This window comes from Pontibacter diazotrophicus (assembly GCF_003367245.1).
GTDB lineage: Bacteria > Bacteroidota > Bacteroidia > Cytophagales > Hymenobacteraceae > Pontibacter > Pontibacter diazotrophicus.
Genome location: NZ_QRGR01000024.1, coordinates 16400 through 39805, shown reverse-complemented (window position 1 = coordinate 39805; position 23406 = coordinate 16400). Strand labels below are relative to the sequence as shown.

The 23406-nt window shown below is 47.2% G+C and carries 23 protein-coding genes; 19 read left to right on the top strand and 4 right to left on the bottom strand.

The genetic code is table 11. From position 1 onward, the window contains the following. The first annotated feature begins 1 nt into the window (after position 1). From DXT99_RS19630 to DXT99_RS19565, 14 genes are all read left to right on the top strand, one after another. A complete protein-coding gene (locus DXT99_RS19630; protein ID WP_115567296.1) occupies positions 2-307 on the top strand; it encodes a hypothetical protein in 306 nt (101 codons plus the stop codon). Between the two features lie 266 nt (positions 308-573). Beyond that, positions 574-1848, top strand: coding sequence for an aspartate kinase (locus DXT99_RS19625; RefSeq protein ID WP_115567295.1), 1275 nt, complete (start codon positions 574-576; stop codon positions 1846-1848). Positions 1849-1973: 125 nt separating this feature from the next. After that, a complete protein-coding gene (locus tag DXT99_RS19620; protein WP_115567294.1) occupies positions 1974-2204 on the top strand; it encodes a hypothetical protein in 231 nt (76 codons plus the stop codon). Between the two features lie 268 nt (positions 2205-2472). Continuing rightward, positions 2473-2940: a Fur family transcriptional regulator gene (locus DXT99_RS19615; protein ID WP_115567293.1), complete on the top strand. Its 468-nt coding sequence runs from the start codon at positions 2473-2475 to the stop codon at positions 2938-2940. 27 nt (positions 2941-2967) lie between these two features. Then, the gene (locus DXT99_RS19610; protein WP_115567292.1) at positions 2968-3606 is read left to right on the top strand and encodes a peroxiredoxin; all 639 of its coding nucleotides are present in this window, start codon (positions 2968-2970) and stop codon (positions 3604-3606) included. Positions 3607-3871: 265 nt separating this feature from the next. Further along, on the top strand, positions 3872-5437 hold the full coding sequence (locus DXT99_RS19605) for a SulP family inorganic anion transporter (protein ID WP_115567291.1): 1566 nt from the start codon (positions 3872-3874) through the stop codon (positions 5435-5437). A gap of 36 nt (positions 5438-5473) precedes the next feature. Continuing rightward, entirely contained in the window at positions 5474-6106 is a 633-nt protein-coding gene (locus DXT99_RS19600; RefSeq protein ID WP_115567290.1) for a carbonic anhydrase family protein, read from the top strand. A 12-nt stretch (positions 6107-6118) separates the two neighbouring features. After that, the gene (locus DXT99_RS19595) at positions 6119-6799 is read left to right on the top strand and encodes a TetR/AcrR family transcriptional regulator (RefSeq protein ID WP_115567289.1); all 681 of its coding nucleotides are present in this window, start codon (positions 6119-6121) and stop codon (positions 6797-6799) included. A gap of 553 nt (positions 6800-7352) precedes the next feature. After that, positions 7353-8594: a 3-deoxy-D-manno-octulosonic acid transferase gene (locus DXT99_RS19590; protein ID WP_115567288.1), complete on the top strand. Its 1242-nt coding sequence runs from the start codon at positions 7353-7355 to the stop codon at positions 8592-8594. Positions 8595-8599: 5 nt separating this feature from the next. Then, positions 8600-9523 (top strand): ribosome small subunit-dependent GTPase A, encoded by a 924-nt coding sequence (rsgA, locus tag DXT99_RS19585; protein ID WP_115567287.1) that lies wholly within the window; start codon positions 8600-8602, stop codon positions 9521-9523. Positions 9524-9731: 208 nt separating this feature from the next. Then, complete coding sequence (locus DXT99_RS19580; RefSeq protein ID WP_115567286.1) at positions 9732-11549, top strand: ABC transporter ATP-binding protein; 1818 nt, start codon at positions 9732-9734, stop codon at positions 11547-11549. A gap of 140 nt (positions 11550-11689) precedes the next feature. Beyond that, a complete protein-coding gene (locus tag DXT99_RS19575) occupies positions 11690-12217 on the top strand; it encodes a hypothetical protein (RefSeq protein ID WP_246000865.1) in 528 nt (175 codons plus the stop codon). A gap of 97 nt (positions 12218-12314) precedes the next feature. Continuing rightward, complete coding sequence (locus DXT99_RS19570) at positions 12315-13181, top strand: DUF2911 domain-containing protein (protein WP_115567285.1); 867 nt, start codon at positions 12315-12317, stop codon at positions 13179-13181. An 89-nt stretch (positions 13182-13270) separates the two neighbouring features. Further along, positions 13271-14188 (top strand): class I SAM-dependent methyltransferase, encoded by a 918-nt coding sequence (locus DXT99_RS19565; RefSeq protein WP_115567284.1) that lies wholly within the window; start codon positions 13271-13273, stop codon positions 14186-14188. Positions 14189-14283: 95 nt separating this feature from the next. On the opposite strand, the gene DXT99_RS19560 is transcribed toward DXT99_RS19565, so the two are convergent. From DXT99_RS19560 to DXT99_RS19555, 3 genes are all read right to left on the bottom strand, one after another. Then, complete coding sequence (locus DXT99_RS19560) at positions 14284-15990, bottom strand: sodium:solute symporter (protein WP_115567283.1); 1707 nt, start codon at positions 15988-15990, stop codon at positions 14284-14286. Next, positions 15987-16139 (bottom strand): hypothetical protein, encoded by a 153-nt coding sequence (locus tag DXT99_RS27115; RefSeq protein WP_181885187.1) that lies wholly within the window; start codon positions 16137-16139, stop codon positions 15987-15989. The genes DXT99_RS19560 and DXT99_RS27115 overlap by 4 nt, the downstream gene beginning before the upstream one ends. A gap of 73 nt (positions 16140-16212) precedes the next feature. After that, positions 16213-18759: a PIG-L family deacetylase gene (locus tag DXT99_RS19555; RefSeq protein WP_115567282.1), complete on the bottom strand. Its 2547-nt coding sequence runs from the start codon at positions 18757-18759 to the stop codon at positions 16213-16215. A 430-nt stretch (positions 18760-19189) separates the two neighbouring features. Between DXT99_RS19555 and DXT99_RS19550 the strand changes: the two genes are divergently transcribed. From DXT99_RS19550 to DXT99_RS19535, 4 genes are all read left to right on the top strand, one after another. After that, on the top strand, positions 19190-19885 hold the full coding sequence (locus DXT99_RS19550) for a hypothetical protein (RefSeq protein ID WP_115567281.1): 696 nt from the start codon (positions 19190-19192) through the stop codon (positions 19883-19885). 223 nt (positions 19886-20108) lie between these two features. Then, positions 20109-20777: a DUF2461 domain-containing protein gene (locus DXT99_RS19545; RefSeq protein WP_115567280.1), complete on the top strand. Its 669-nt coding sequence runs from the start codon at positions 20109-20111 to the stop codon at positions 20775-20777. Positions 20778-20854: 77 nt separating this feature from the next. Further along, positions 20855-21151 (top strand): DUF3221 domain-containing protein, encoded by a 297-nt coding sequence (locus DXT99_RS19540; protein ID WP_147294259.1) that lies wholly within the window; start codon positions 20855-20857, stop codon positions 21149-21151. Between the two features lie 138 nt (positions 21152-21289). Continuing rightward, positions 21290-21763, top strand: coding sequence for an STAS/SEC14 domain-containing protein (locus DXT99_RS19535; RefSeq protein ID WP_246000863.1), 474 nt, complete (start codon positions 21290-21292; stop codon positions 21761-21763). 130 nt (positions 21764-21893) lie between these two features. Here DXT99_RS19535 and DXT99_RS19530 read toward each other — a convergent pair whose 3' ends face one another. Then, the gene (locus DXT99_RS19530) at positions 21894-22097 is read right to left on the bottom strand and encodes a hypothetical protein (RefSeq protein ID WP_115567278.1); all 204 of its coding nucleotides are present in this window, start codon (positions 22095-22097) and stop codon (positions 21894-21896) included. A 609-nt stretch (positions 22098-22706) separates the two neighbouring features. Between DXT99_RS19530 and DXT99_RS19525 the strand changes: the two genes are divergently transcribed. Beyond that, positions 22707-23297, top strand: a complete 591-nt coding sequence (locus DXT99_RS19525; protein ID WP_147294258.1) for a hypothetical protein — start codon at positions 22707-22709, stop codon at positions 23295-23297. Positions 23298-23406: the final 109 nt, after the last annotated feature.

Below are 23406 nucleotides of genomic sequence, written 5' to 3'. Positions count from 1 at the left end.
TATGCAGTACTCGCCCGCCATACTCACCAGCGCCACAAACCACCTGCAAAAAGTTTTTGAAGTAGACAACCTTCCTGCCAAGGACCTGGAAACACTGCACTACAGGCTTGCCCACCTCATACAAAAGCTGCTATATTCTGACTTTAACCGCCTGTTGCATATCCTCTACCGGATTGATGTGGATGAAAGAAAGGTGAAAGAGGCCATGATGGCAGAAGAGCCCGAAATTATAGCTGAACGCATCTCGCGCCTGATTATTAAAAGAGAGTTGCAAAAGGCAGAGATTCGCTTCAGGTACAGCCAGTAATTTTATTTCCGTTTAGTGATTATCGTTTCCGGCCATTATGTTCATCTTTCCAGAAACAAAGCGCATCCTCCATCACCCAGAGCCTCACTTACTTCAGCCCCTCCTTTTTTTATAAGACCCCTCCTCCCATAGTCGTTGCGCCTCATCCCCTCCTATCAGTTAAAATATACCCGCTTTCCTCCGAATTAGCCGCACAGATTAAAAATCAAGTTAGCTATATACCAAAGGATGTCATCTTTAGGCAATTATAGCTATTTTTACTCCCCATGACCACAGACAGTATCAAAATATACAAATTCGGAGGCGCCTCTGTAAAAAATGCAGCGGCATTCAGGAACCTGGCAAACATAGTCAAATCGCATGGAGGCGAGCGGCAACTGCTGCTGGTAGTGTCCGCGATGGGAAAATCGACCAATGCACTGGAGTTGGTTATGGACCAGGCTTACAAGCAGGAGGATTTTGAGGCGGCTTTCCAGCAGAGCAAGGCCTATCACTTTGAGGTGGTGCAGGAACTGTTCCCGGAACCGGAGAGCCTAGTTTATCACCGCCTTGAAGAGCTGTTCCTGCACCTGCACAGCGACCTACAGCGGCTACTCCCGACTGACAACTACGACAAAGCTTATGACCAGATGGTGGGTTATGGGGAATTGCTTTCTTCTACTATCCTGCACCACTATCTGCAGGAGCAGCAACTGGCAAATACATGGGTTGATAGCCGGAAGTATATTCAGACTGACGACACCTGGCGCGAGGCAAAGATAGACTGGCCCAGCACAGAGCGCCTGATAAAACGCGACCTGCTGCCACTACTGGAACAGCAGTTAGTGGTTACACAGGGCTTTCTGGGTGGCACCAAGGCCGGCCTCACGACCACGCTGGGCCGTGAAGGCTCTGATTTTAGTGCCGCCATTTTTGCTTACAGTCTTGATGCCGGAGAAATGTGCATCTGGAAAGATGTGGAAGGCCTGCTGAACGCAGACCCAAAGCACTTTAGAGACACGGTATGCTACACGGAAATCTCCTACCAGGAGACGGTGGAAATGGCTTACTACGGCGCCTCCGTTATTCATCCTAAAACCATAAAACCGCTGGCTAACAAGCAGATCCCGCTCTATGTAAAATCGTTCCTGAACCCAACCGGCAAAGGAACCAAGATATGCGACTGCCGCTTTGATAAACCAGCACCTGCTTATATCATCAAAGAGAACCAGTGCCTCATTTCCTTCGGTGTAAAGGACTTCACGTTTATTTCAGAGAAAAACCTGGAAGCAATCTTTAACGCGCTGTCAGAGTTGCGCATTAAAATAAACATGATGCAAAACTCAGCCATCTCTTTTTCCGTGTGTTCCGACTTTCATGAAGAGCGCCTGCACTGCCTCATTCAGATATTAAAAGACCAGTTTATCATCCATTATAACACAGCTTTGTCTCTGTTCACTGTAAAAAATTACGATTCGGAAAGTGTAAACAGGTTAACGGAAAACAAAGAAATCCTTTTGGAACAGCGCACCCGCACAACTTACCAGTTTGTGAGCCGGTAATTATACTTTCCCGTTATTTTAAATTATGCTAAAAGTTTAATATATAATTTTCTTTTACAGAAACTTTGTGCTTTATTTGTAGACATATAAGTCTCTCCAGAAGACAAGCTTACCCCTTAACCGCTATGCAAACTGCTGAAACGTTTACCATCCAAACCTTTTTTAAGTTGCTGCTACTCTTTGTTCTTCTCATTACAGGCGTAGTGTTCAAGACCCCTGATTCAGTGCCAGTAGTAGAGGCAAAGAACCTGAAGGTTTCTCCTCCTGCTTTGGCCTCAGACCCGGATTCGTCGCAGCAGATACAGCGGTTTTACTTTCGGGTGGCTAATTCCGGAGCCACGTCTGCTGCTCTCTGAAAGATATAGTTCTCAAAATATACTGCCCGCCTGAAAAGACGGGCTTTTTTTTGCCCGTTAGTAAGTGAATCAAGGTTTCACAAACACAGCATATAGGAAAGGGTAAGATGAAGATTAGCCTCCCGGCTATTTCTTTCCTTTTGAGGTAGCTTTTCCTTTGTCCATACTATGTTTTAACATTAAAATAACAATCTCCATTTGCAGGCGTAACATTTATGATTTAGCTTTGTAAGATAAATTACCAGATAAGAAACTTTCTTAACAAAGGATGCAGCACATTACAAACCGACATACGCTACGAGAGCGCATTGTGGAAAGTGGCCTGAAGGCGACGCACCAACGCATTGTGGTGTATGAGGCACTGATGGAGTTGCAAGGAAAACATCCTATGGCAGAGGAAGTGTTTCAGCACCTAAAACCGGCTAACCCCAGTATCTCATTAGGCACTGTGTACAAAACCCTCGACACTTTTGCAGAAACAAACCTTGTTCATAAAGTGTTGTCAGAAGAAGGCGGAAAACGTTTCGATGCCAACACCATGGCGCACAGCCATATTTACTGTAGCAACACGAGGGAAATAATAGATTTTGAAGACGAGGAGTTGGAACAACTACTGCAGGAGTTCTTGCAGAAAAGGAACCTCTCCAATTTCGAAATCAGGAGTTTTTCAGTGCAGCTAACGGGGAACAAGCTTGATCCGGAAAAGCAAATAAGTATTACAAGAGTAATTAAATAGATTCATACACTTTAACACGATTTAAGAATGGCAGTATTAGTAGGTAAAAAAGCTCCTTCATTTAAAGCAACAGCCGTAGTAAACGGTGAAGAATTTGAAGAAAACTTTTCGTTGGAGCAGTACCTCGGTAAGAAGCATGTAGTATTCTTCTTCTACCCAATGGACTTCACATTTGTATGCCCAACGGAGATTTTAGCATTCCAGGACAGAATAGCAGATTTCGAGCGTAAAGGTGTGGCTGTAGTTGGCTGCTCAACTGACACGCATGTATCGCACTTCGCCTGGCTAAACACACCACAGGAGCAAGGCGGTATTCAGGGTGTTACATACCCTCTGGTTGCTGACGCAGCTAAAACAATTTCTCAGAACTTCGACGTACTGGCCGGCTACTACGACTATAACGAAGAAGGTGAGGTTACTTTTGTAGGTGAGCCTGTTGCTTACCGTGGCCTGTTCCTGATAGATAAAGAAGGTGTGGTTCGCCACCAGGTAGTAAACGACCTTCCGCTTGGCCGCAGCATCGATGAGGCACTGCGTATGGTAGATGCCCTGCAGTACTTTGAAGAGAAAGGCGAAGTTTGCCCAGCTAACTGGGAAGAAGGTGAAGAAGCCATGCAAGCTACTAAAGAAGGCGTATCTGCTTACCTTGCAAACAGAGGAAACTAAGCTAAATCAGCGCTTTAAGAATAAAACAGAAAAGCCACTGCATCTGCAGTGGCTTTTCTGTTTTTGGGAGGTTAGTGAAGCAAGCTTCCTATAGTTTATCCATCAAGCCTCTACCACAGCCCTTCCTTAGCCGGCTATATGCCCCAATAAGTAACATAGGATAAAAGGATGAAAAACTTGGCCATATATAGACCAATTAAAAAAATAATGTATACATTTAATAACGATAGTAATACTATAGCTTTATGACCTAAATTCTAAAAAGATGATCAGCCTAAAAGAAATCAAAAACGATTTGCCAGCAGGAATTGTGGTTTTCCTGGTGGCAGTGCCGCTGTGCTTAGGTATTGCCATGGCCTCGGGCGCACCGTTGTTTTCCGGTATTATTGCCGGTATTGTAGGTGGTATAGTGGTAACGCTCATCAGTGGCTCACAACTGGGTGTCAGTGGGCCTGCGGCCGGACTGGCAGTTATCGTACTGCAGGCGATACAAAGCCTCGGAAACTTTGAAGTCTTTCTTTCTGCCGTTGTGCTGGCAGGTGCCATACAGCTCGGGCTGGGTTTCCTGAAGGCAGGGAGCATTGGCTACTACTTCCCTACTTCAGTCATCAAGGGAATGCTTGCGGGTATCGGGGTTATCATTATTCTCAAGCAGATTCCCCATGCCTTCGGTTATGATACTAATCTTGAGGGAAATGTGCATTACATTGAGCCTGATGGCGGCACTACATTCACTGCACTATTTGATGCTTTAAATTATATCACGCCCGGGGCAATTATAATAAGTGTGCTGTCTTTGGCTATTCTCATTTTATGGGATCAGGTGCTCACAAAGAAGCATAAAGTGTTTCAACTTATACAGGGGCCGCTGGTTGTTGTGGTGCTGGGCATTATACTTAATGTGGTTTTCCGGGATTTCTATCCGCAACTGGCACTGGGCAACAACCATTTGGTAGAACTCCCCGTTGCCGATAGTTTTACAGGTTTCCTTCAGCAATTCACCACTCCTGACTTTAGCCGTGTGCTCACCTATGATGTACTCTTTCTGGCAGCCACCTTAGCCATTGTGGCAAGTCTTGAAACATTGCTGTGCCTTGAAGCAACGGACAAACTAGACCCGTACAAACGCATAAGCCCTGCAAACAGAGAGTTGGTAGCGCAGGGTGTGGGCAACATGGTTTCGGGTTTTATCGGCGGTTTACCTGTAACCCAGGTAATCGTCAGGAGTTCTGCCAACATTCAATCCGGCGGAAGAACAAAGCTTGCCTCCCTTATTCACGGGTTGCTCATTTTGATCTCTGTTATCCTGCTTCCAGGTGTTCTGAACATGATCCCGCTGGCCAGCCTTGCAGCAATTCTAATAATTGTCGGATTTAAGCTGGCAAAGCCCGCTCTGTTCAAAAGCATGTACAGAAGCGGCTGGAATCAGTTTCTGCCATTCATTGTGACTATCGTAGCCATTGTTTTCACAGACCTCCTTACCGGAATAGGTATAGGCATGGCTGTGGCAATTGTTAATGTCTTGCGCAACAACTACAAAGTTTCACATTACCTGTACAAAGACAAAACTGAAGGTGCCCGGGAACAGTACTATATGATACTGGCAGAGGAGATATCTTTTCTGAACAAGGGAAACATCCTGCAGACGCTAAGGAGACTTCCCGACAATGTGGACCTGGAAATCGACTATTCAAAGTCAGCCTATGTTGACCCGGACGTGAAAGAGGTTATTGAAGACTTCAAAGAAACTGCCCGGGGCAAGAACATCAACCTAACCGTAAAGGAGATAGAAGAAGGTGAAGATGTCAGGGCAGGCAAGGTTTTAATCTAGATAGAAACAGTACATTTCAATAAAAATAAATAGAAAATGAGAGCACTAACAAAAGAAGACCAAGAAAAGATAACCCCGGAAAAAGGACTGGAGAGACTGAAAGAGGGAAACAAGCGGTTCGTCAGCAATAAGATGCTTGACCATACCCTCCTGCAACAGGTAAACGAAACATCTAAAGGGCAGAATCCTTTTGCTGTTATATTAAGCTGCATCGACTCCCGAACCTCGTCAGAGCTTATTTTTGACCAGGGCATAGGCGACATCTTTAATGCCAGGGTTGCCGGAAACATTGTGAATGAGGATATTTTGGGAAGCATGGAGTTTGCCTGTAAGGTAGCCGGCTCAAAGTTGATTGTAGTTTTAGGGCATACAAGCTGTGGGGCCATAAAAGGTGCCTGCGACAATGTAGAACTAGGCAACCTGACAGTGCTTTTAGACAAAATAAAGCCTTCTGTTGAAGGTGTTGATTACAATGGAGATAAAAGCTCTAAGAATTTAGAATTCGTGGACATGGTAGCTGAAGAAAATGTCCGCAGAACGATGGGTGATATCCAGAGCAAAAGTAGTACACTGAAGGAAATGATTCAGAACAGAGAGATTGGTATAGTAGGAGGCATGTATGACGTGGAGACAGGCGTTGTGGATTTCTATGAACATTCTCTGCAATAGGATAAATCTTGAATGAGAAATCTGCTGGCGAACATAAAAATAAAAGTAGATGAGAAAGTCTACCTGAAAAATCCGGATACATCGGAGAAAGGGCGGCACATCGTAGAGCAAAGTATACTGCTCATCGATGAACTCGGACTCGAGTCTTTTACATTTAAAAAGCTGGCGGAGAAGATAGGCACAACGGAGGCAACTATATACAGGTACTTTGAGAGCAAGCATATGCTGCTCTCATACCTGATCTCCTGGTATTGGAGCTGGCTGGAATACCGGCTTGTGTTTGCTACAAATAATATCAGGTCTGCGGAAGAAAGATTAAAGATTGCCATTGGCATCCTGTCAGGAAAGGTAGAACTAGACATGAATTTTGCACATGTGGATGAGGTGGCACTGCAAAAAATTGTGGTGGCAGAATCTGCAAAGGTTTACCTCACAAAAGAGGTAGACGATAACAACAGAGAAGGCTTTTTTTATTCCTATAAGCGTTTTTGTAAACGTGTTGCGGACATAGTCAGAGAGATAAATCCTGCTTATAAGTTTCCTGCTTCATTAGTTTCCACAGTGGCCGAAACAGCTCATTACCAGAAATTCTTTTCGCTGCACCTGCCCTCCCTCACAAATATCTCGGATAACAAAGAAAGTCAGTTGGTGGAGTTCCTGACAGAGATGGTGTTTAAAACCATTGGCAAATAATACACACTACCATTTTCATACGTTCTGCTTCTGTCAGTCATTATAATACGGAGTACGATGTTGTTAGCAATGGGCGCTTAGCTGCCTACTTTAGAAGGCGCTCTATCAATATTCTAAAGATTTTATTCCAGGTAAATCCTGGCTGATTCTTTCTGCGGCATCCTAGTGTTCCTCCAATTTAGTTGCTAGAGAGAATTCTCCCCTTGAGGGGAGCAAGAGGGGTGTTTACATCTACAGGATTAAAATGCTTCTGTTCCTTATGCTAATTCTCCTGCCATCAACACCCCTATAGTCCCCTCAATGGGACAGTTTCGCAGTTATTACATGTAATATATATAATAAATTAATTGGAGGAGCACTAGATATTACATCGAAAATCTGCTTCAGTGGCACCTGCCGGAAAACTAAACCGCCACAAGACAAGCTAATAGCTTATATTTGCAGCAGGAAATGTGCAGATAGATCATCAAACTCACTGCGCTGGAACTTACCCCAACACAAGTCAGAAGAAGTGTGAGCTTATGTCACCGCACCGGTACTACAAACATACAGATTGAAGCTACTCTACGACATTGGCCTGAAGGCTTATAAAGCAGCCATTGCCCTGGCTGCTCCTTTCAATGAGAAGGCAAAACAGATGCAGCAAGGGCGCCAACAGCAGTTTGAGCGGCTACAGCAGGCCCTGCATGGTAATCAATCGCCGGTGGTGTGGTTCCACTGCGCCTCTTTAGGGGAGTTTGAGCAGGGGCGGCCGGTGATAGAAGCATTTAGGGAAGCTTTCCCAGAGTATAAAATCCTCCTGACCTTCTTCTCCCCCTCCGGTTACGAGGTGCGCAAAAACTACAGCGGCGCTGATTTTGTCCTTTACTTGCCTTTAGACAGCGAGGAAAACGCGACTAAGTTTATAAAGCTGGTACAGCCAAAGCTGGCTGTATTTGTGAAGTATGAGTTCTGGCACTATTATTTGCAACAACTGCAGGAGCAGCAGATTCCGGTGCTTTCCATTTCAGCCATCTTCCGGAAAGAGCAGGTGTTTTTTAAGCCATACGGCCAGTTTTACCGCAATATCCTGAAACGCTTCACCCACATCTATACCCAAAACAAGCAATCGCTGGAGTTACTCCGGCGCATTAATGTGCCGCATGCAAGCGTCGCCGGTGACACCCGTTTCGACAGGGTGCTGCAAACAGCTGCCGCTGTTAAGATTCTGCCATTGGTAGAGGCTTTCGTACAGCAACAACAAGTGTTTATGGTAGGCAGTAACTGGCCCGCAGACATGGAAGTCCTGCTGCCCCTCATCCGAAAATACCGCAGCAGCATGAAGTTTATTATTGCGCCGCACGAGGTAAACGAGAGCAGCACCAGTGCTGTTATGCAACTGGTGGGCGAAAAAGCCATTCGTTTCTCTGAGGCAACGGAAGCGGATGTAGCCAATTACGAGGTGTTGGTAATTGATAACATCGGGATGCTTTCCTCGCTATACAGTTATGGCACGTACGCCTATATTGGCGGTGCATTTGGCAAAGGGCTGCATAATACACTGGAGGCTGCCGTGTTTGGCCTGCCACTGTTTTTTGGGCCCCGCTATAGTAAATTTCAGGAGGCGAAGGAACTGGTAGAGTTGAATTGTGCTTTTCCGGTAAGTAATGCGGAGAACCTGCTCCTGGCGTTCGAAAAGGTGTATACGTCTCCTGCTTTCAGGCAAAGAATAACCGAGAACGAAAAACGATACGTAAAACAGCAGGCAGGGGCTACAGCCAAAATTATGGCCGACATACAGCAACTGCTAAAGTAGATGGCATGAAAGGAGTAGTAGTAAAATCGACAGGATCCTGGTACCTCGTGCGCGACGCAGAAGGCAAGATGCACCGTGCCCGCCTGCGCGGTAAGTTTAAGCAGAAAGACTCAAAGGTCAGCAACCCCCTGGCTGTGGGCGACAGGGTAGAGTTTGATGTAGAGCAAACCGGCGAAGACACCGCTATCATTCACAAGATTGAGGACCGCGAAAACTATATCATCCGCCAGTCTACCCATAAAACAGCCTACTCCCACATCATCGCCTCCAACCTCGACCAGGCCATGCTCATTGTAACGCTGGTATCGCCGCGCACTTCGTTTGGTTTTATAGACCGCTTCCTGGTAACAGCAGAAGCCTACGATATTCCCGCTACGCTTGTCTTCAATAAAACAGACCTGTATGACGAGGATATCCGGGATTACCAGCGCCAGATCAGCCACATGTATGAGCAGGTGGGCTATCAGAGCCTTTCTGTGTCTGCCAAAGACAATGAGGGCATTGAAGAGATGCAGGCGCTGCTACAGGGTAAAACCACCCTCCTCTCCGGCCACTCCGGTGTGGGAAAGTCTACCCTCATCAATATCATTGTGCCGGACCTGGAACTGAAGACCTCTGAGATTTCAGATTTTTCAGACAAAGGCGTTCACACCACCACTTACGCCGAAATGTTCGAGGTTAGTGACGATACGTACATCATTGATACGCCTGGCATTAAAGAATTGGGCATCGTGGATATTCCAGCTGCTGAGCTGAGCCACTTTTTCCCTGAAATGCGCGAACGGATGAACCAGTGCCGCTTTAACAACTGCACTCATTTTAATGAGCCAGGTTGTGCCGTGGTAGAGGCTGTGCGCCAGAACGAAATTTCCCTGACCCGCTACGAAAGCTACCTTAGCATGATGCACGGCGGGGATAACAGAAGATAAGCCTGATTTTATTATTCCGCTAGTTAACACCTGTCTTTCCTTTACGCGGACTTCATCAAAATCCATCAGAATCCTTACCTTTGTAAGATTTCGCGGAACTGTGGCATCATTCAGTCCAACTTACTGTTATACCATAGATACACCGACACAGCGGAGGCTTCAAGAGGCTAATGCTGTTCTATAACTTATTTTAAGCAGAGTTTTATTAATGGCAAAACGCAGATTCGGGCCAAGCGGAGAGCAGGAAAAAGAAGGCAGGGTAAAGATTAGCAAAGAGAGCTTCCGGCGAAGCCTGCAGATTTTCGGCTATGTTCTTCCTTACAAGTACAAATTCATTACCGGCCTTGCCTTTCTGGTGCTCTCGAGCCTGACATTCATGGCATTCCCTTACCTGGTTGGTAAGCTTGTGGATTCTTCCATTGGCAACGCAGAGGGGCTGCTGCAGGACATTAACCTGATAGCTATGGGGCTTTTTGCTATTATCATACTACAGGGCATCTTCTCCTTTTTCAGAGTGTACTTTTTTGCACAGGTAAGCGAAAACGCCGTGGCCGATATCCGGCGCGACCTGTATAGTAAGTTTGTGCTGCTCCCCATCTCCTTCTTCGAGAAAAGACGCGTAGGCGAAATCACGAGCCGCATCACCACGGATGTGGCGCAGGTGCAGGATGCTATGTCAATTACGTTGGCAGAGCTTTTCCGGCAAACCACTACCTTACTTGTAGGTGTTATCATCATCATGTGGGTATCCATCAAGCTGTCGCTGTTCATGCTGGCCACCTTTCCGGTGCTGGTGGCGCTGGCGCTGGTGTTTGGCCGCAAAATCAAGACCCTTTCTAAAAAGACACAGGACGAACTGGCAAACACTAACGTCATCGTAGAGGAAACACTGCAGGCCATCAATACAGTGAAGGCTTTCACGAACGAAATGTATGAGATTGCCCGCTACAGAACGACGCTGGGCAAAGCGGTGAGTACGGCTTTATCTGCTGCCTATTACCGGGGTGCCTTTATCACGTTCATCATCATTGGCTTGTTTGGAGGCATTATACTTGTCATCTGGTATGGTGCCACACTGGTGGCCAACGGCGAGATTGACCCTGGCGACCTGATATCATTCGTGCTCTATACAGTGTTCATTGGTGCCTCTGTAGGTGGTTTGGGTGAGATTTATGGTAAAGTACAGTCGGCGCTGGGTTCTACGGAACGTATACTGGAGATACTGCAGGAGCAGGAAGAACCGACCGACAAAAGCATCAAGGCACTGAGCGAGGTGCCAAGGCTGCATGGAGATATTGTGTACAGCCAGGTTGCCTTCTCCTACCCTACCCGCACCGATTTGCAGGTGCTGAACGACATTACCTTTAGTGTAAAAGCCGGTGAAAAGGTAGCCCTTGTTGGCCCAAGCGGTGCCGGTAAGTCTACCATTGCCCAGTTGCTGATGCGCTATTACGATGTATCCGGGGGCGGTATTGCCGTGGACGGAAAAGACATACGCGACATTAACCTGACCACGTTGCGCGGTAACATTGGCATTGTACCACAGGAGGTGTTGCTGTTTGGTGGTACCATCCGGGAAAACATTGCTTATGGCCGGCCAGAGGCAACAGAAGCAGAGATCATAGAGGCGGCCCGTAAAGCCAACGCCTACGACTTTGTCATGTCCTTTCCGGAGGGCTTTGAAACGCTTGTTGGTGAGCGTGGTATTAAATTATCGGGTGGGCAGCGCCAGCGCATTGCCATTGCCCGGGCTATCCTGAAGAACCCGTCTATCCTTATACTGGATGAAGCTACCAGTGCCCTCGACTCTGAATCGGAGCAATTAGTGCAGCAGGCAATGGATGTACTGATGCAGGAACGCACCACCATTGTGATTGCCCACCGCCTGGCAACAATTCGCAAAGTAGATAAAATTCTCGTGATTGATAATGGTGAGATTGTAGAGGAAGGCTCCCACGATATGCTCTCCATGAACCCGGAAGGCATCTATGCCAACCTTCTGAAGCTACAGTTTGAACTGAGTTAGGCCAAAGACCTACTATATAAAAAAACCTGTCGACCCACACCGGCAGGTTTTTTATTTTCAGGATTTTACTTCTTACTTTGTGCCTTTACGTAGAGTAACCAAAATCTGTAAAACCCTGACGCTTCGCCCTGATTTATATTATGCCACATTTTAATCCGAAGGCACTCCACATCCTTTGTCTTCTACTGTTTTTGCTTCCGTGCCGGCTCTATGCACAGGAGTTCACTCAAAATTTCAGAGCGCTAAGTGCTATTTATGTAGAAGTGGGCGGCAACAGCGACGTCTACTCCATCAACTATGACCGGGTGATATACCAGCGCGAAAAGTTTAAAACAGCCGTTAGGGTGGGCTTAGGCACAAATCTCTTCTTCCTGGAAGATGACGCAGGTGTATATCCAGTCGTGCCTTTGGAAGTAATGGCCATGGTAGGCAACAGGCGAAAGCACTTTGAAGGTGGCTTAGGCTACACCCGTCGCTTAACCGACGATCCGGACCTGATGCAAAGCATGTACTTTGCCAGGCTTGGCTTCCGGTACCAGGTGCCACGAGGGGGCTTGTTAGTACGTGTGGCTTTCACTCCTTTTATCTCTCCCGACCCCAACTCCAGAACTCCCGGCGTCGGGCTGATCCCCCGGTTCGGCCTGAGCGTGGGCAAAAGCTTCCGTTAACAGTTTCAACTTTTGGCCATGAAATACCGCTGGCTAAATCATGAATTAATTTGTAATATTACAGCTTCAAAACATCCTTATTTTAACAGGTTTTATCATGAAGAAAACGATTATTGGTTTTGTTCTTTCTGCTGCTCTGCTGCTAGGTGCAGGAGCAACACAGGCGCAAGGCATCAAAATGCCGGCCGCAAGTCCGTCACAAAAAATAGAGCAGGCAGTAGGCCTTTCTACTGTCTCTGTTGATTACTCCCGCCCTTCTGTAAAAGGCCGCACTATCTATGGAGACCTCGTGCCTTACGGAAAAGTATGGCGCACTGGTGCCAACAACTCCACTGTCATTAAGTTCGCAGATGATGTCACCATTGAAGGAAATCAGATTCCTGCCGGTGAATATGCCATCCTGTCTATTCCGAACCAGAACGAGTGGACCATTATTCTTTCCAAGAACACCAAGTTAGGAGGAAACGTGGCTGCCTACAAGCAGGAGGAAGACCAGGCGCGTTTTACTGTGAAACCACAGCAGAACCCGCGTAAAGTAGAGTCTTTCACCATCAACTTCACCAATTTGCAAGCTGATGCAGCTGATGTGGAGATACTGTGGGACAACACCATTGTACCTTTTACCATCAAAACGGATGTAGACAGCAAGGTAATGAGCCAGATTAAGAAAGAGGCCATCGATAATGCAAACGCAGACCCGAATGTGTATGCAGCCGCTGCCAGCTACTACCTCCAGACTAACCGTGACCTGAAGCAGGCGCTGAACTGGATGAAGAAAGCCAATGCAAACGAGCCTAAATTCTGGAACCTGCACACGCAGGCTAAAATTGAGGCACAGCTCAAAGACTACAAGAGCGCGGTGAAAACAGCAGAAAAGTCCATGGCAGAGGCACAAAAAGCACAGAACCAGGATTATGTAGCCCTGAATCAGAAAGCAATTGCTGACTGGAAAAAGCAGAAGTAAAGCTTAAACTGCTTTTAGCGTATATAAAGCCTCCGGGGACACAATTCCCGGAGGCTTTTTTATCCTGTATATTTTAGAGAAAAGATAACGTGCAAGAGGAAAAACAGCATTCGGAAGAGCATTTAGGGCCAGCCCGTGAGTATTGGTGGAATGAGGATTATCTTGAACTGCTGGCGCAGCGCCTGTATATAGAGTATTGTGGCACGCTGGTGGACATTGGCTGCGGCAAGGGTATGATGGGCTTTAAGTTTTCGAAGTACATGCCGTCCGGCGCCAAAGTGTATGGTGTGGACTATGAGCCCGGTTATATAGAAGAGGCACGGCAGCGGGCGCAAAGCCAGTATTCCGCGAACAGCATCGACTACGAGTTTAAGGTAGGCAACGCCACAGAAATTCCCCTCCCCGACAACACTGCTGATGTAACCCTGTGCCAGACGCTGCTGATTCACGTAAAAAACCCACAGCGCGTGATTCAGGAAATGATTCGGGTAACGAAGCCGGGCGGCTGGGTGCTGGCCCTGGAACCCAATAACCTCGTGCCCAACCTGATGTTCGACCGCTATGGCGAAACAGATTATAACGTGGAGGGCATGCTGGACGTGCTGGAGGTAAAGCTCCGGATAGAGAAAGGCAAAAAGCAGCTCGGTGAGGGCTTTAACTCGCTGGGAGACGTAATACCGGACCTCTTCCTTAAAGCTGGTTTAAGGGATATAAAAGTGTGGATTTCGGACAAGGCCCTTTCCATTATTCCGCCTTACGACACGCAGGAAAAATTGCTGCGCGTAGAGCAGATGCTGCAATGGATAGAGTCGGAGGCCATGGGTTATGACTACCAGGACAACCTGAACTATTATATGGCAGGCGGCGGCCAGAAAGAAAAGTTTGATGCTTACTGGCAAACCCTGCTTTTCAACAAAGTAACGCTAAAGCAAAAACTACAGAACGAGGAGTACGTGTCAGCGGGCGGTAGCCTGGTCTATATTATTGCCGCACAGAAACCGAGGTAAATACAGCGACACTGGTATTACGACCAGTGCCACTTAAAGCTAATGAGAGTATGCAAAAGACCTCGCAGCGTATACAGTACCTGCTAGCGTCTTCGCTAACTTTTATCTCTTAACTCCCGCTTCCCTCCCAGCACTGCTTGTAGTATAAAACCAAACAGAACCACACAGGCGCAGCCTATCACGTTAAACCACAAAAAGGCGATATCTGTGAAGTAGTGGCAGTACAGCACCACCAGCTCTGCCAGCACGGCGGCAATGAACACGGCATTCCCCCCGATATAGCGGACATAGAACGCCACCAGGAAAATACCCAGAATGGTGCCGTAGAAGATAGACCCGATGATGTTCACCGCCTCAATCAGGTTATCAAGCTCTGAGGCGAACAAGGCAAACGTAATCGCCACAAATCCCCACCCCACCGTGAAGAGCCTGGAGGCGTTGAGGTAATGCCTGTCGCTACCTTGCTGCTTTAGGGAGCGTTTGTAAATGTCAATCACCGTAGTAGAGGCCAGCGCATTCAGTTCCGAAGCCGAAGACGACATAGCCGCTGAGAAGATAACCGCCAACAGTAAACCCACCAGGCCTGCCGGCAGGTATTTCATCACAAAAGAGATAAAAACATAGTCCGTGTCTTTCAATTCTGCTTCCGGGGTAGCCTGCCTGATAAGGCCTTTTACTTCTTCCCGAACCTCCTTCGAGACCTCAGTCAACGCGTTTACGTTACCCTGTGCCCTTGCAATTGCGCCCTCGTCTTCTGTTTTAATGGCAGCGACCAACCCCTGCACTGCCTCCTGCTTCTGCTCAAACACTGTGTTATACTGTTGCTCCAGCTGCCGCAGGTCATCGGCGTAAGGTGTGGCGTACACATTATTTTTTGCTACTTCATTAAAGAACACCGGAGGCTGGTTAAACTGGTAAAACACGAACACCATGATTCCAATAAACAGAATCAGGAACTGCATTGGTATCTTCAGCAGGCCGTTGAACAAAAGTCCCAAACGGCTTTCTCCAACGGATTTACCGCCTATGTAACGGGCCACCTGGCTCTGGTCGGTACCGAAGTAGGAAAGCGCCAGGAAAAGTCCTCCCGTTATACCAGACCAGAAGTTGTAGCGGTCGTCCCAGTTAAAGGAGAAGTCCACTACGTTCATCTTCCCCATTTTCCCTGCCACGGTCACCGCCTCACCAAAGCTGACGTTATCGGGGAGGTAACTGATTACCATGATACCAGCTATAATCATTCCCCCCATCATCACAGCCATCTGCTGTTTCTGTGTCACACTAACAGCCTTCGTGCCTCCCGATACCGTGTACAGAATTACTAATATCCCGATAATCAGAGTGGTTGTCGTCAGGCTCCAGCCCAACATGGTAGACAGGATAATGGCCGGGGCGTAGATGGTAATGCCGGCTGCCAGGCCACGCTGCACCAGGAATAGCGCCGCCGCCAGGGAACGTGTTTTCAGGTCGAAGCGGCTCTCCAGAAATTCATAGGCAGTATAGACGTTCAGCCTATAGAAGATAGGTATAACGGTGATGGAGATAATCACCATGGCGATGGGCAGACCGAAATAAAATTGCACGAACCGCATGCCGTCCTCATACGCCTGCCCCGGTGTGGAAAGAAAGGTGATGGCGCTGGCCTGTGTCGCCATAACTGACAGCCCGATGGTCCACCACTTCATGCTGTTATCGCCTTTCAGGTAACCTTCTATGTCTTTGCTTCCACGCGTTTTCCAGACGCCGTAGCTTACGATGAAGCCTAATGTGCCCAGCAGTACAATCCAGTCAAGTGGCCTCATGAATAAACCCTGGTGATGATGTAAAACAGGATAATCAGGAAAGCGAGGTTGCCAAGTACCAGCCAATACATGCCTGACCAGCTGCTGAAGAAGGGTGGTTTTTCGATAGGTTTCTCTGTGTCGACAGGGGGGTGCTTCTTATCTTTCATAGAAAGGGTAGGTTGGAGAAAGGCAACAGGTCAAAGCCAACCCCGGGAAGAGTTGGTCTTTGGCCTGCTGCCTTTAATTGTTTGTGCTTGATTTTGCCTCGCCGCCGGCTCTGCCGGCATTACTGCCCAAAGAAATCAGGTTGGCAAAAAGTCGGTATGCACCGGCCACACCGGCAGGGAGTTCCCTGAACCAGGAGTATCCGGTATAAATGTAGTTTCCTTTGCCATACGGCGCAATCAACAGGCCACCATCCCGCGCAGGCTCGCCCGGGTCGTTAGACGAAAGTATGGCTTGGTAGTCATCGCTCCACTTGTTCGGGAAGTATAAGCCCCGCTCCTGCACCCAGCCTTCAAAATCTTTTTGTGTGATTTTGTTCGGTGTGTTCAGCACCGGATGGTTTGGCTGCAAAATACGCACCTCTGCATCCTCCACGGCAACCCGGTCGCGGGACAGACTGAGCGGATATGGCGCGATATCAGGGACAACAAGGCTGTGATTGGTATTGTACTGCACAATCAGGTTACCGCCATTCTCCACATATTGCAGCAGCGTTGGCTGGTAGAACTTCAGGCGATCTACAGTATTATAAGCCCGAACACCCATAATAATAGCATCAAACTGCTGCAGATTGCTCAGGCGCATGTCCTCCTCCTTCAGCTGCGTTACATCATAGCCGATTTGCTGCAGGCTGATGGGGATGTCATCTCCGGCACCCATCACGTAGCCTACCTTCTGCCCTTTCTTCTGCAAATCCAGCTTCACGATTTTTGCTGTGGCATCCGGGAAAGTGACCTGTGCCGGAATATGGCTGTAATTGATAACGTTGAGGCCCTGGGTATAATTTTTACCATCTATTGTAGCCACCGCCTGCAGTGTTGTTTCCTGCTGCCCCTGTGGCGGGTATACAGTAAAAGCAACAGGCAACTCGGCTCCTTTATTCTTCAGGTTAAACGGAATGGAGGCAGGTTCTGCGCGCCAGCCCTGTGGCAGTTGCAGCTTCACGTTACCTGCTATGTTGTCCTTGCCAGACTTTACCAGCACCTGCACCTGCTTTGGCTCCTGGCTGGCAAACATATACACACTCTCCGAGATGTTCACAAAAACCGGAGGCGTTACCACAAAAGGCCTGTACACTTCACCCTCTACAGGGTCTGTGCGCTTGTAAACCACCGGAACGCTTACCTGCAACGGTTGGCCCGCCACCTGCAGCGAGAAAGTAACCTGTGCGGCAGGCGCATTCTCCGGCATGCCTACCTCCTGCTGGTTCTCTACCGCAAACATGCCCACTGTTCCCGGCTTGCGAAGCCAATAAGGTTGAGAATAGGTCATGCTTTGCGGCAGTGTGGCAGTGGCATCGTACTGGAGGGGCTCATTATTTTGTAGCTGCTTGTTGAGCGTAGTGTCTTTAGAGGCAAAACCGTAACTGATGCGCTGTAGCGTAACAGGCACGGCAGAACGATTGATGGCTTCCACCTGCAGCTTTACCGGCTGGCCAGGGGCTGCAGCAAAATCATCAGCCGTTACTTCGAGGTACAAACCCATAGCGGCCTGTATCACATCCTGCAGCTCTTCCTGCTTCACGCGTTTCCAGTAGCCTTCCGGGAGCTTGTCGAGTTCCTTTTTAGCGGCAATTAATGTGGGTACTACAGCTGCTGGCACCGCAGGATTATAGGTGTCGATGGCTTTCTGAATCAGCTTCTCTACTTTCTCGCCTCCCTTTACACGGCTCCAGCTGGTATTTATACCTTCAAAAAGCTTTTTCTCTGCTCTGGCACCTTTCGTATGCTTCAGATACTCTAGGGCAGCACCACGCGAACCTGTAGATCCAAAGCCCTGGCTCTTGTGCATGCTGCGGCTTTCTGCGGCAATTTCACCATAAGATTTTCCTAACAGCGGGTTATATACGCCCACGTCCATCGTCAGCAGTTCCTTTACGTATTTATCAAACTCTGCCTGGCTGCCAAACGACCAGATACCTGTGTTCCACAGCAGGCGCTTTGGCTGCCACACCTCCACATGTTTCAGCTGCTCCGGAAAGCGCTTCGGATCTGCAGCAGCCTCAAATGCCTCTGATGCCAGAATAGCCGAACCAGTATGATGCCCATGTGTTCCGGAAGGTTCCGGCGAAAAACGTGTTACCATCACATCCGGCCTGAACTTGCGAATAACATACACCATGTCGGCCAGCACCTGCTCTTTGTCCCAGATGGTGAAGGTCTCCTGTGGGTCTTTGGAAAAGCCGAAATCGTTGGCGCGGGTAAAGAACTGCTGTCCGCCATCTGTACGACGCGCCTGCAGCAATTCCTGTGTCCTGATGATCCCCAGTCCCTCTCTAATCTGTGGCCCAATAAGGTTCTGCCCCCCGTCACCACGTGTAACAGACAGATAGCCGGTATTGTACAGCTTTTCATTTGAAAGGTAGGCAATCAGACGGGTGTTCTCATCATCAGGATGGGCCGCCACGTACAGCACAGAGCCGAGCACATTCAGCTTTTTCAGGTCCTGCAATACCTTTGCAGAGGAGGGCTTGGCGGGAGCCTGTGCCCATGCGGCAGGCACTGCAAGTAACATCGCCAGTAACAGTAAGATGCTGTGGCGATAGTCAGTGTGTCTTGTCATTTTAGTTTCTTATGTTCAACAAGCTAATGTGAGCAATCGCTCCGGATTAGCCCGTTCTGTAAAGCTATAAAATTAAGTTGAGCTAAAATACAGCTGCCATTTCCGTTTGTTATAGAAAGATAAAAAGCTCCTATAAACAACAGAAAGAAGTCTACAAACGTTTAATGCCTGATTATGACCTAAAACCAATCACAGCATGAAAATGTATGGAAGCTTAAACATATTCTTATTAAAAAAGCATATTTTTATTGCATCTATATTAGGTTTAATATATATTTGATTAGCACCCAGAGCCTGTGAAGGCATTCTCTTATCAGTGTTTATACTTTAGTTTCAATCGTTTGGCTTGATACTTCCCATAAGTCTTTATTCTGTAAATGAAAGGCTTATGCGAACTCACCCCATCCTTAAAATACACAACGCGGAAAATATGCCAAATCAGAGAGAAAGCAATATAGAGGATTTCGCATTCGACTATATTCAGTCTTACTATACAACACGTGCAGGTGTAAAAACAATATTAGTAGACAAAGCCGAGCGCACCAGGCAAGGCTATGTGGCTGATGGGTTCTTCTCTTATAAGAACTCAGATAAAAGACTTTTTATTGCCTCTCTAAGCATCAGAAATTCTTCTAAAATAAGCTCATTATTAACTGGTTACAAAAAGGAAGGGCTGAGTATAAGACGCTATATAGTAGCGGCTTTACTATTTGCAGCCACTTTGTACATAGGCTTAAAAGCAGCGCATTGGGCCATTTTATATGTAGTGCCCATACTAGCAGCCTTCGCAGGCTTTGTTCTTTCTACTGTGCTGGAGAAGAAGCGCCTAAAGGCTAAAGTAGAGCATCTGCTCGATGATATCATGCACCTTCACGCTGATGAGCGGTGGCTAGGCATTTCTATCAGCAGCCTGGTTTTTCGAAACAACGACATAGCAAAGCACCTGCTGTCTGTCTGCCAGCGCCGCGGAGTCGGTGTTATAACAGTAGGTAAGCGGGCGAAGGTTGTATTGATGCAGGAGCCCCAGACACAGACCTGTCGCCGGGGAGATTTCCTGTCGCATTATGAATCGGAGGATCGAATCCGGAAGGCTTTACTGGGAGACTCTTTTCTGCGCGTAGCTTAGCTTACCCGTCTTACCAGTTCCATTGCATTCGCCCTCTTGTTGCACAATTATTTGCAACAAGAGGGCTTTGTCTTTAGTACTATAGGGTAGCACCCCAATGAAAACTTAATTTACAGGAAACTATGACTTTGATTTTAATAATCATCCTAACAATAGCAATTATCATTGGTGTCATCTGGTTTAAGTCTAAAACACCAAAACATTAAAGGCACCCCCATCTTAAATGGACACACGCACGGTGTTAAAATTTTTGCAGAGCCTTCAGCACAACAATAGTAAGCTGTGGATGGACAGCCACCGGGAAGAGTACCAACAGGCAAAATTTCATTTTACAGCACTTGTAAACCACCTACTGGAGGCACTGCAACATTTTGACAGTGACTTACATGGCGTAACAGCGCAGGAGTGCATCTTCAGAATAAACAAAAATGATTTCTCCAAAAAAGGAGAACCGCCGTATAAAGGGCATTTTGGTGCAGGCATGTCGCCGGGAGGGCGTCATTCGCCTTTCGCAAACTATGTGCTGGTGCTGGAACCGAACGGAAAATCCAGAGCCGGAGGAGGAATACGAAAACCTACCTCTAAGCAATTGGAGTTGATACGGGAGGAAATTGACTACAGCCCCGGAGAACTGCAGGGTATACTGCAGGAGCCTGCGTTTAAAGCTGCTTTTGGAGGACTACAGGGAGAAAAGCGAAAACTGCCTCCGAAAGGCTATGATAAAGCGCACCAGGAAATAGCATTACTAAAGCATAACAGTTTTCAGGTGCTGCATTATTTTACAGATGAGGAAGTGTGTGCCCCTGATTTCATAGCACGTTTACTGCCCCTGTACAGACAGGTTGTACCATTACACCATTTTCTGAACCGATCCATAACTGAAAATAAGTGAAAAAAAACACGCTACCCTTCGTCTACCTGGCCCTGCTGCTATGCCTCTGCAGTAGCTGCAGGAATGAGCTTAAACGCATGCCCGACACCTTGCCCGATGTACACGGCTACATTGGCGACATAAAGCGCACAGCCAACAATGGAGGTGAGGCCAAAGCCGTTATTATGGTGAAAACGATAGAGGGCCTGGAAGCCAACTACCCCGAGGCCAGCGTCAGAATAGACGAAAACACCTTGATTGAGGCCACTACAGGGGAGCCGCTGAAACTGGAGCAGTTGCGCGAGGGGCACGAGGTACAGGCCTGGTTTGAGGGTGGTATCACGGAAACGATGCCGGTGCAGGGCTACGCCAAAGCCATGCGCGTGGAATATTAATGCCTCTTCAGCAAATATTTACTCTTTCAGCTAATCAACTGCGCCTGAAAGTCGTATTCTTCTAGTTATTAGTGATGATGAACGCCTTTACGGATTTCATTATACAGGCTGCCCTGCACTTTATCTTAATAAGCACCTATGGCACCAGATACAACTGAATTTGAGGACATGGCGGCAGCATGGCCGGCGCCAGTGCAGCTCTCACATCCCGGAGGAGACGTTTTTTTAACTATTTCACTGCACCAAAACTACATTGAAGCCCGATGGAGTGGCCATGTTACAGCAGATAATATAGTAACAGCCGCTAAAGTATACCTCTCCCTGTTGCACAAAACGCCGAGGGCAAGGCTGTTGAATGATAAAACGGACGCAACCGGCGACTGGACAGAGGCAAACGACTGGCTCGAGTTCGAATGGTTGCCTAAAGCCATTCAGTCCGGGTTACATGCCATCGCCTATGTCTACTCTAACAACATGTTCAGCAGACTATCCTCCCGCGACCTGATACAGCGCATGACACCCAATATCTGGATAAAAGACTTCAACGACCGGGCACTCGCCGAAGCATGGCTACTTTCGCATTTCGTTCCTGATAAAGCCATCGGCCAATAAACTGACCTGGTAGAACGCATGTACCCGAAAAACATTTCTGACAAGACCAATGCCGCCAACAGACATAAACAAAGGCATAACAAGCCCAGTAAGTCCTGTGTCTGTTGTCCTGGCATTTATCTCATATTACTTAGTTTAGAGCCACAGCGGCAGGAGTTGCCACTGTAATTTCCACTGTGTCCAGCAAAACATCCATAACAGGCTGCTCCAACTCAGGAGTGGTGGCTTCTGTGTGATTCATTACTACTTTGGCTGACTCGTCTACTTGAACTGTGTTCTGAACAGCAAGACCAAAACCAAAAAATGCGGCGTAAAGAAGAACTAGAATTTTCATAGTTGTAAATTTTATATGTTTAACATCATTTTGTTATTGCAAATATAGTATAAGGTACTTTGTTATGCATAGTACTTTTACATACATTACTACTGTATTATACAGACTACCGAATTATATCCGCGAACTGTGTTTAAATTAAGACGAATGGGACCTTTATTTTTTTCCTGATTTATCCTGATGACCATCTGATTTCTGAAAAGCGCGGGAAAGTATCACAGCAGTATCAGGGGCAGGGTAAGCTGTGTTTTACGCTTTTAGCGGACAGGCTGCCTTAAGACTTATCAGTACTTCAGATTTGTAAGAAAGAGGTAAAGTTGCAGATTATTGGAGCAGGGGCTGGTGTAGTATCCGCACACCTAAAACCCTGCAAGACAGCAATAAATAAAGGAGGATATGTGTGTAACGACAATGCTTTGTATGCAAAAAACAAACTTTTAATAACATTGTTTTAACATCGCGTATAAGATAAAATCAGAAAAATTTTACACTATCATGAAGCTTTATCGCTCCCTCTCCTCTCAAAGTTCATCATTGCTGAGAGCCTCCTACTTTTATGCTCCCGCCCTACTGGTTATGATAGCAGTATATGCACAACCCTATGTAAAAATGAGCGAACTCACCCGTGATGCGGTAGTTGTGGCAGGGGGTTCTTTTTATCATGGCATGATATCGAACATAGGCATTTTACTGTGGTGTGCAACTGCCTCTATTTGCCTTTTCAGTGTATCCCTGCTGAAAAGGTGGAACATGAATTCCTATAAAAATTTTCTGCTTTGTGGCGGCTTGCTAACTACTATGCTTCTGCTGGACGATCTTTTCCTGCTGCATGAAGGTGAGATACCTTCGCTTCTGGGAATCAGGGAGAGGTATATCATGGTTACGTACCTTATCCTCATCGCTTTGTTCCTAATCCGCTTTGTAAAAATAATATGGACAACCTCTTACCTGGTTCTGCTATCTTCACTCGGTTTCTTTGGGCTTTCCGTTTTCATAGATGCACTCTCCCTCTTCATTGAAATTGAGGAACAGAGCAGCACTGGCGAGCTGGCCTTTCTTTTTGAAGACGGGTTTAAGTTTATGGGCATTGTAGGGTGGTTTTACTACTTCGCAAGCACCAGCCATGCTGCCATAAAGCGTGGCATCAATAAGAAAAATACGATTAGCAAAGCTCAGGAAGTGCTGGAGGTAAATCTATAAAGTCTACATAGCAGCGATTTAAATCTTACCACTATACCGGCAACTCCTGTCCTCTCAACAGCTTCATTCTACTCTTTTTTGCTAGCGGCACTTTATTTGTGTCTGGTCT

Excerpts from the sequence above, each read along its gene's own strand:
- DXT99_RS19630 (WP_115567296.1), top strand. The coding sequence starts at position 2 with ATGCAGTACTCGCCCGCCATACTCACCAGCGCCACAAACCACCTGCAA.
- DXT99_RS19625 (WP_115567295.1), top strand. The coding sequence starts at position 574 with ATGACCACAGACAGTATCAAAATATACAAATTCGGAGGCGCCTCTGTA.
- DXT99_RS19620 (WP_115567294.1), top strand. The coding sequence starts at position 1,974 with ATGCAAACTGCTGAAACGTTTACCATCCAAACCTTTTTTAAGTTGCTG.
- DXT99_RS19615 (WP_115567293.1), top strand. The coding sequence starts at position 2,473 with ATGCAGCACATTACAAACCGACATACGCTACGAGAGCGCATTGTGGAA.
- DXT99_RS19610 (WP_115567292.1), top strand. The coding sequence starts at position 2,968 with ATGGCAGTATTAGTAGGTAAAAAAGCTCCTTCATTTAAAGCAACAGCC.
- DXT99_RS19605 (WP_115567291.1), top strand. The coding sequence starts at position 3,872 with ATGATCAGCCTAAAAGAAATCAAAAACGATTTGCCAGCAGGAATTGTG.
- DXT99_RS19600 (WP_115567290.1), top strand. The coding sequence starts at position 5,474 with ATGAGAGCACTAACAAAAGAAGACCAAGAAAAGATAACCCCGGAAAAA.
- DXT99_RS19595 (WP_115567289.1), top strand. The coding sequence starts at position 6,119 with ATGAGAAATCTGCTGGCGAACATAAAAATAAAAGTAGATGAGAAAGTC.
- rsgA (WP_115567287.1), top strand. The coding sequence starts at position 8,600 with ATGAAAGGAGTAGTAGTAAAATCGACAGGATCCTGGTACCTCGTGCGC.
- DXT99_RS19580 (WP_115567286.1), top strand. The coding sequence starts at position 9,732 with ATGGCAAAACGCAGATTCGGGCCAAGCGGAGAGCAGGAAAAAGAAGGC.
- DXT99_RS19575 (WP_246000865.1), top strand. The coding sequence starts at position 11,690 with ATGCCACATTTTAATCCGAAGGCACTCCACATCCTTTGTCTTCTACTG.
- DXT99_RS19570 (WP_115567285.1), top strand. The coding sequence starts at position 12,315 with ATGAAGAAAACGATTATTGGTTTTGTTCTTTCTGCTGCTCTGCTGCTA.
- DXT99_RS19560 (WP_115567283.1), bottom strand. The coding sequence starts at position 15,990 with ATGAGGCCACTTGACTGGATTGTACTGCTGGGCACATTAGGCTTCATC.
- DXT99_RS27115 (WP_181885187.1), bottom strand. The coding sequence starts at position 16,139 with ATGAAAGATAAGAAGCACCCCCCTGTCGACACAGAGAAACCTATCGAA.
- DXT99_RS19555 (WP_115567282.1), bottom strand. The coding sequence starts at position 18,759 with ATGACAAGACACACTGACTATCGCCACAGCATCTTACTGTTACTGGCG.
- DXT99_RS19550 (WP_115567281.1), top strand. The coding sequence starts at position 19,190 with ATGCCAAATCAGAGAGAAAGCAATATAGAGGATTTCGCATTCGACTAT.
- DXT99_RS19545 (WP_115567280.1), top strand. The coding sequence starts at position 20,109 with ATGGACACACGCACGGTGTTAAAATTTTTGCAGAGCCTTCAGCACAAC.
- DXT99_RS19540 (WP_147294259.1), top strand. The coding sequence starts at position 20,855 with ATGCCCGACACCTTGCCCGATGTACACGGCTACATTGGCGACATAAAG.
- DXT99_RS19535 (WP_246000863.1), top strand. The coding sequence starts at position 21,290 with ATGGCACCAGATACAACTGAATTTGAGGACATGGCGGCAGCATGGCCG.
- DXT99_RS19530 (WP_115567278.1), bottom strand. The coding sequence starts at position 22,097 with ATGAAAATTCTAGTTCTTCTTTACGCCGCATTTTTTGGTTTTGGTCTT.
- DXT99_RS19525 (WP_147294258.1), top strand. The coding sequence starts at position 22,707 with ATGAGCGAACTCACCCGTGATGCGGTAGTTGTGGCAGGGGGTTCTTTT.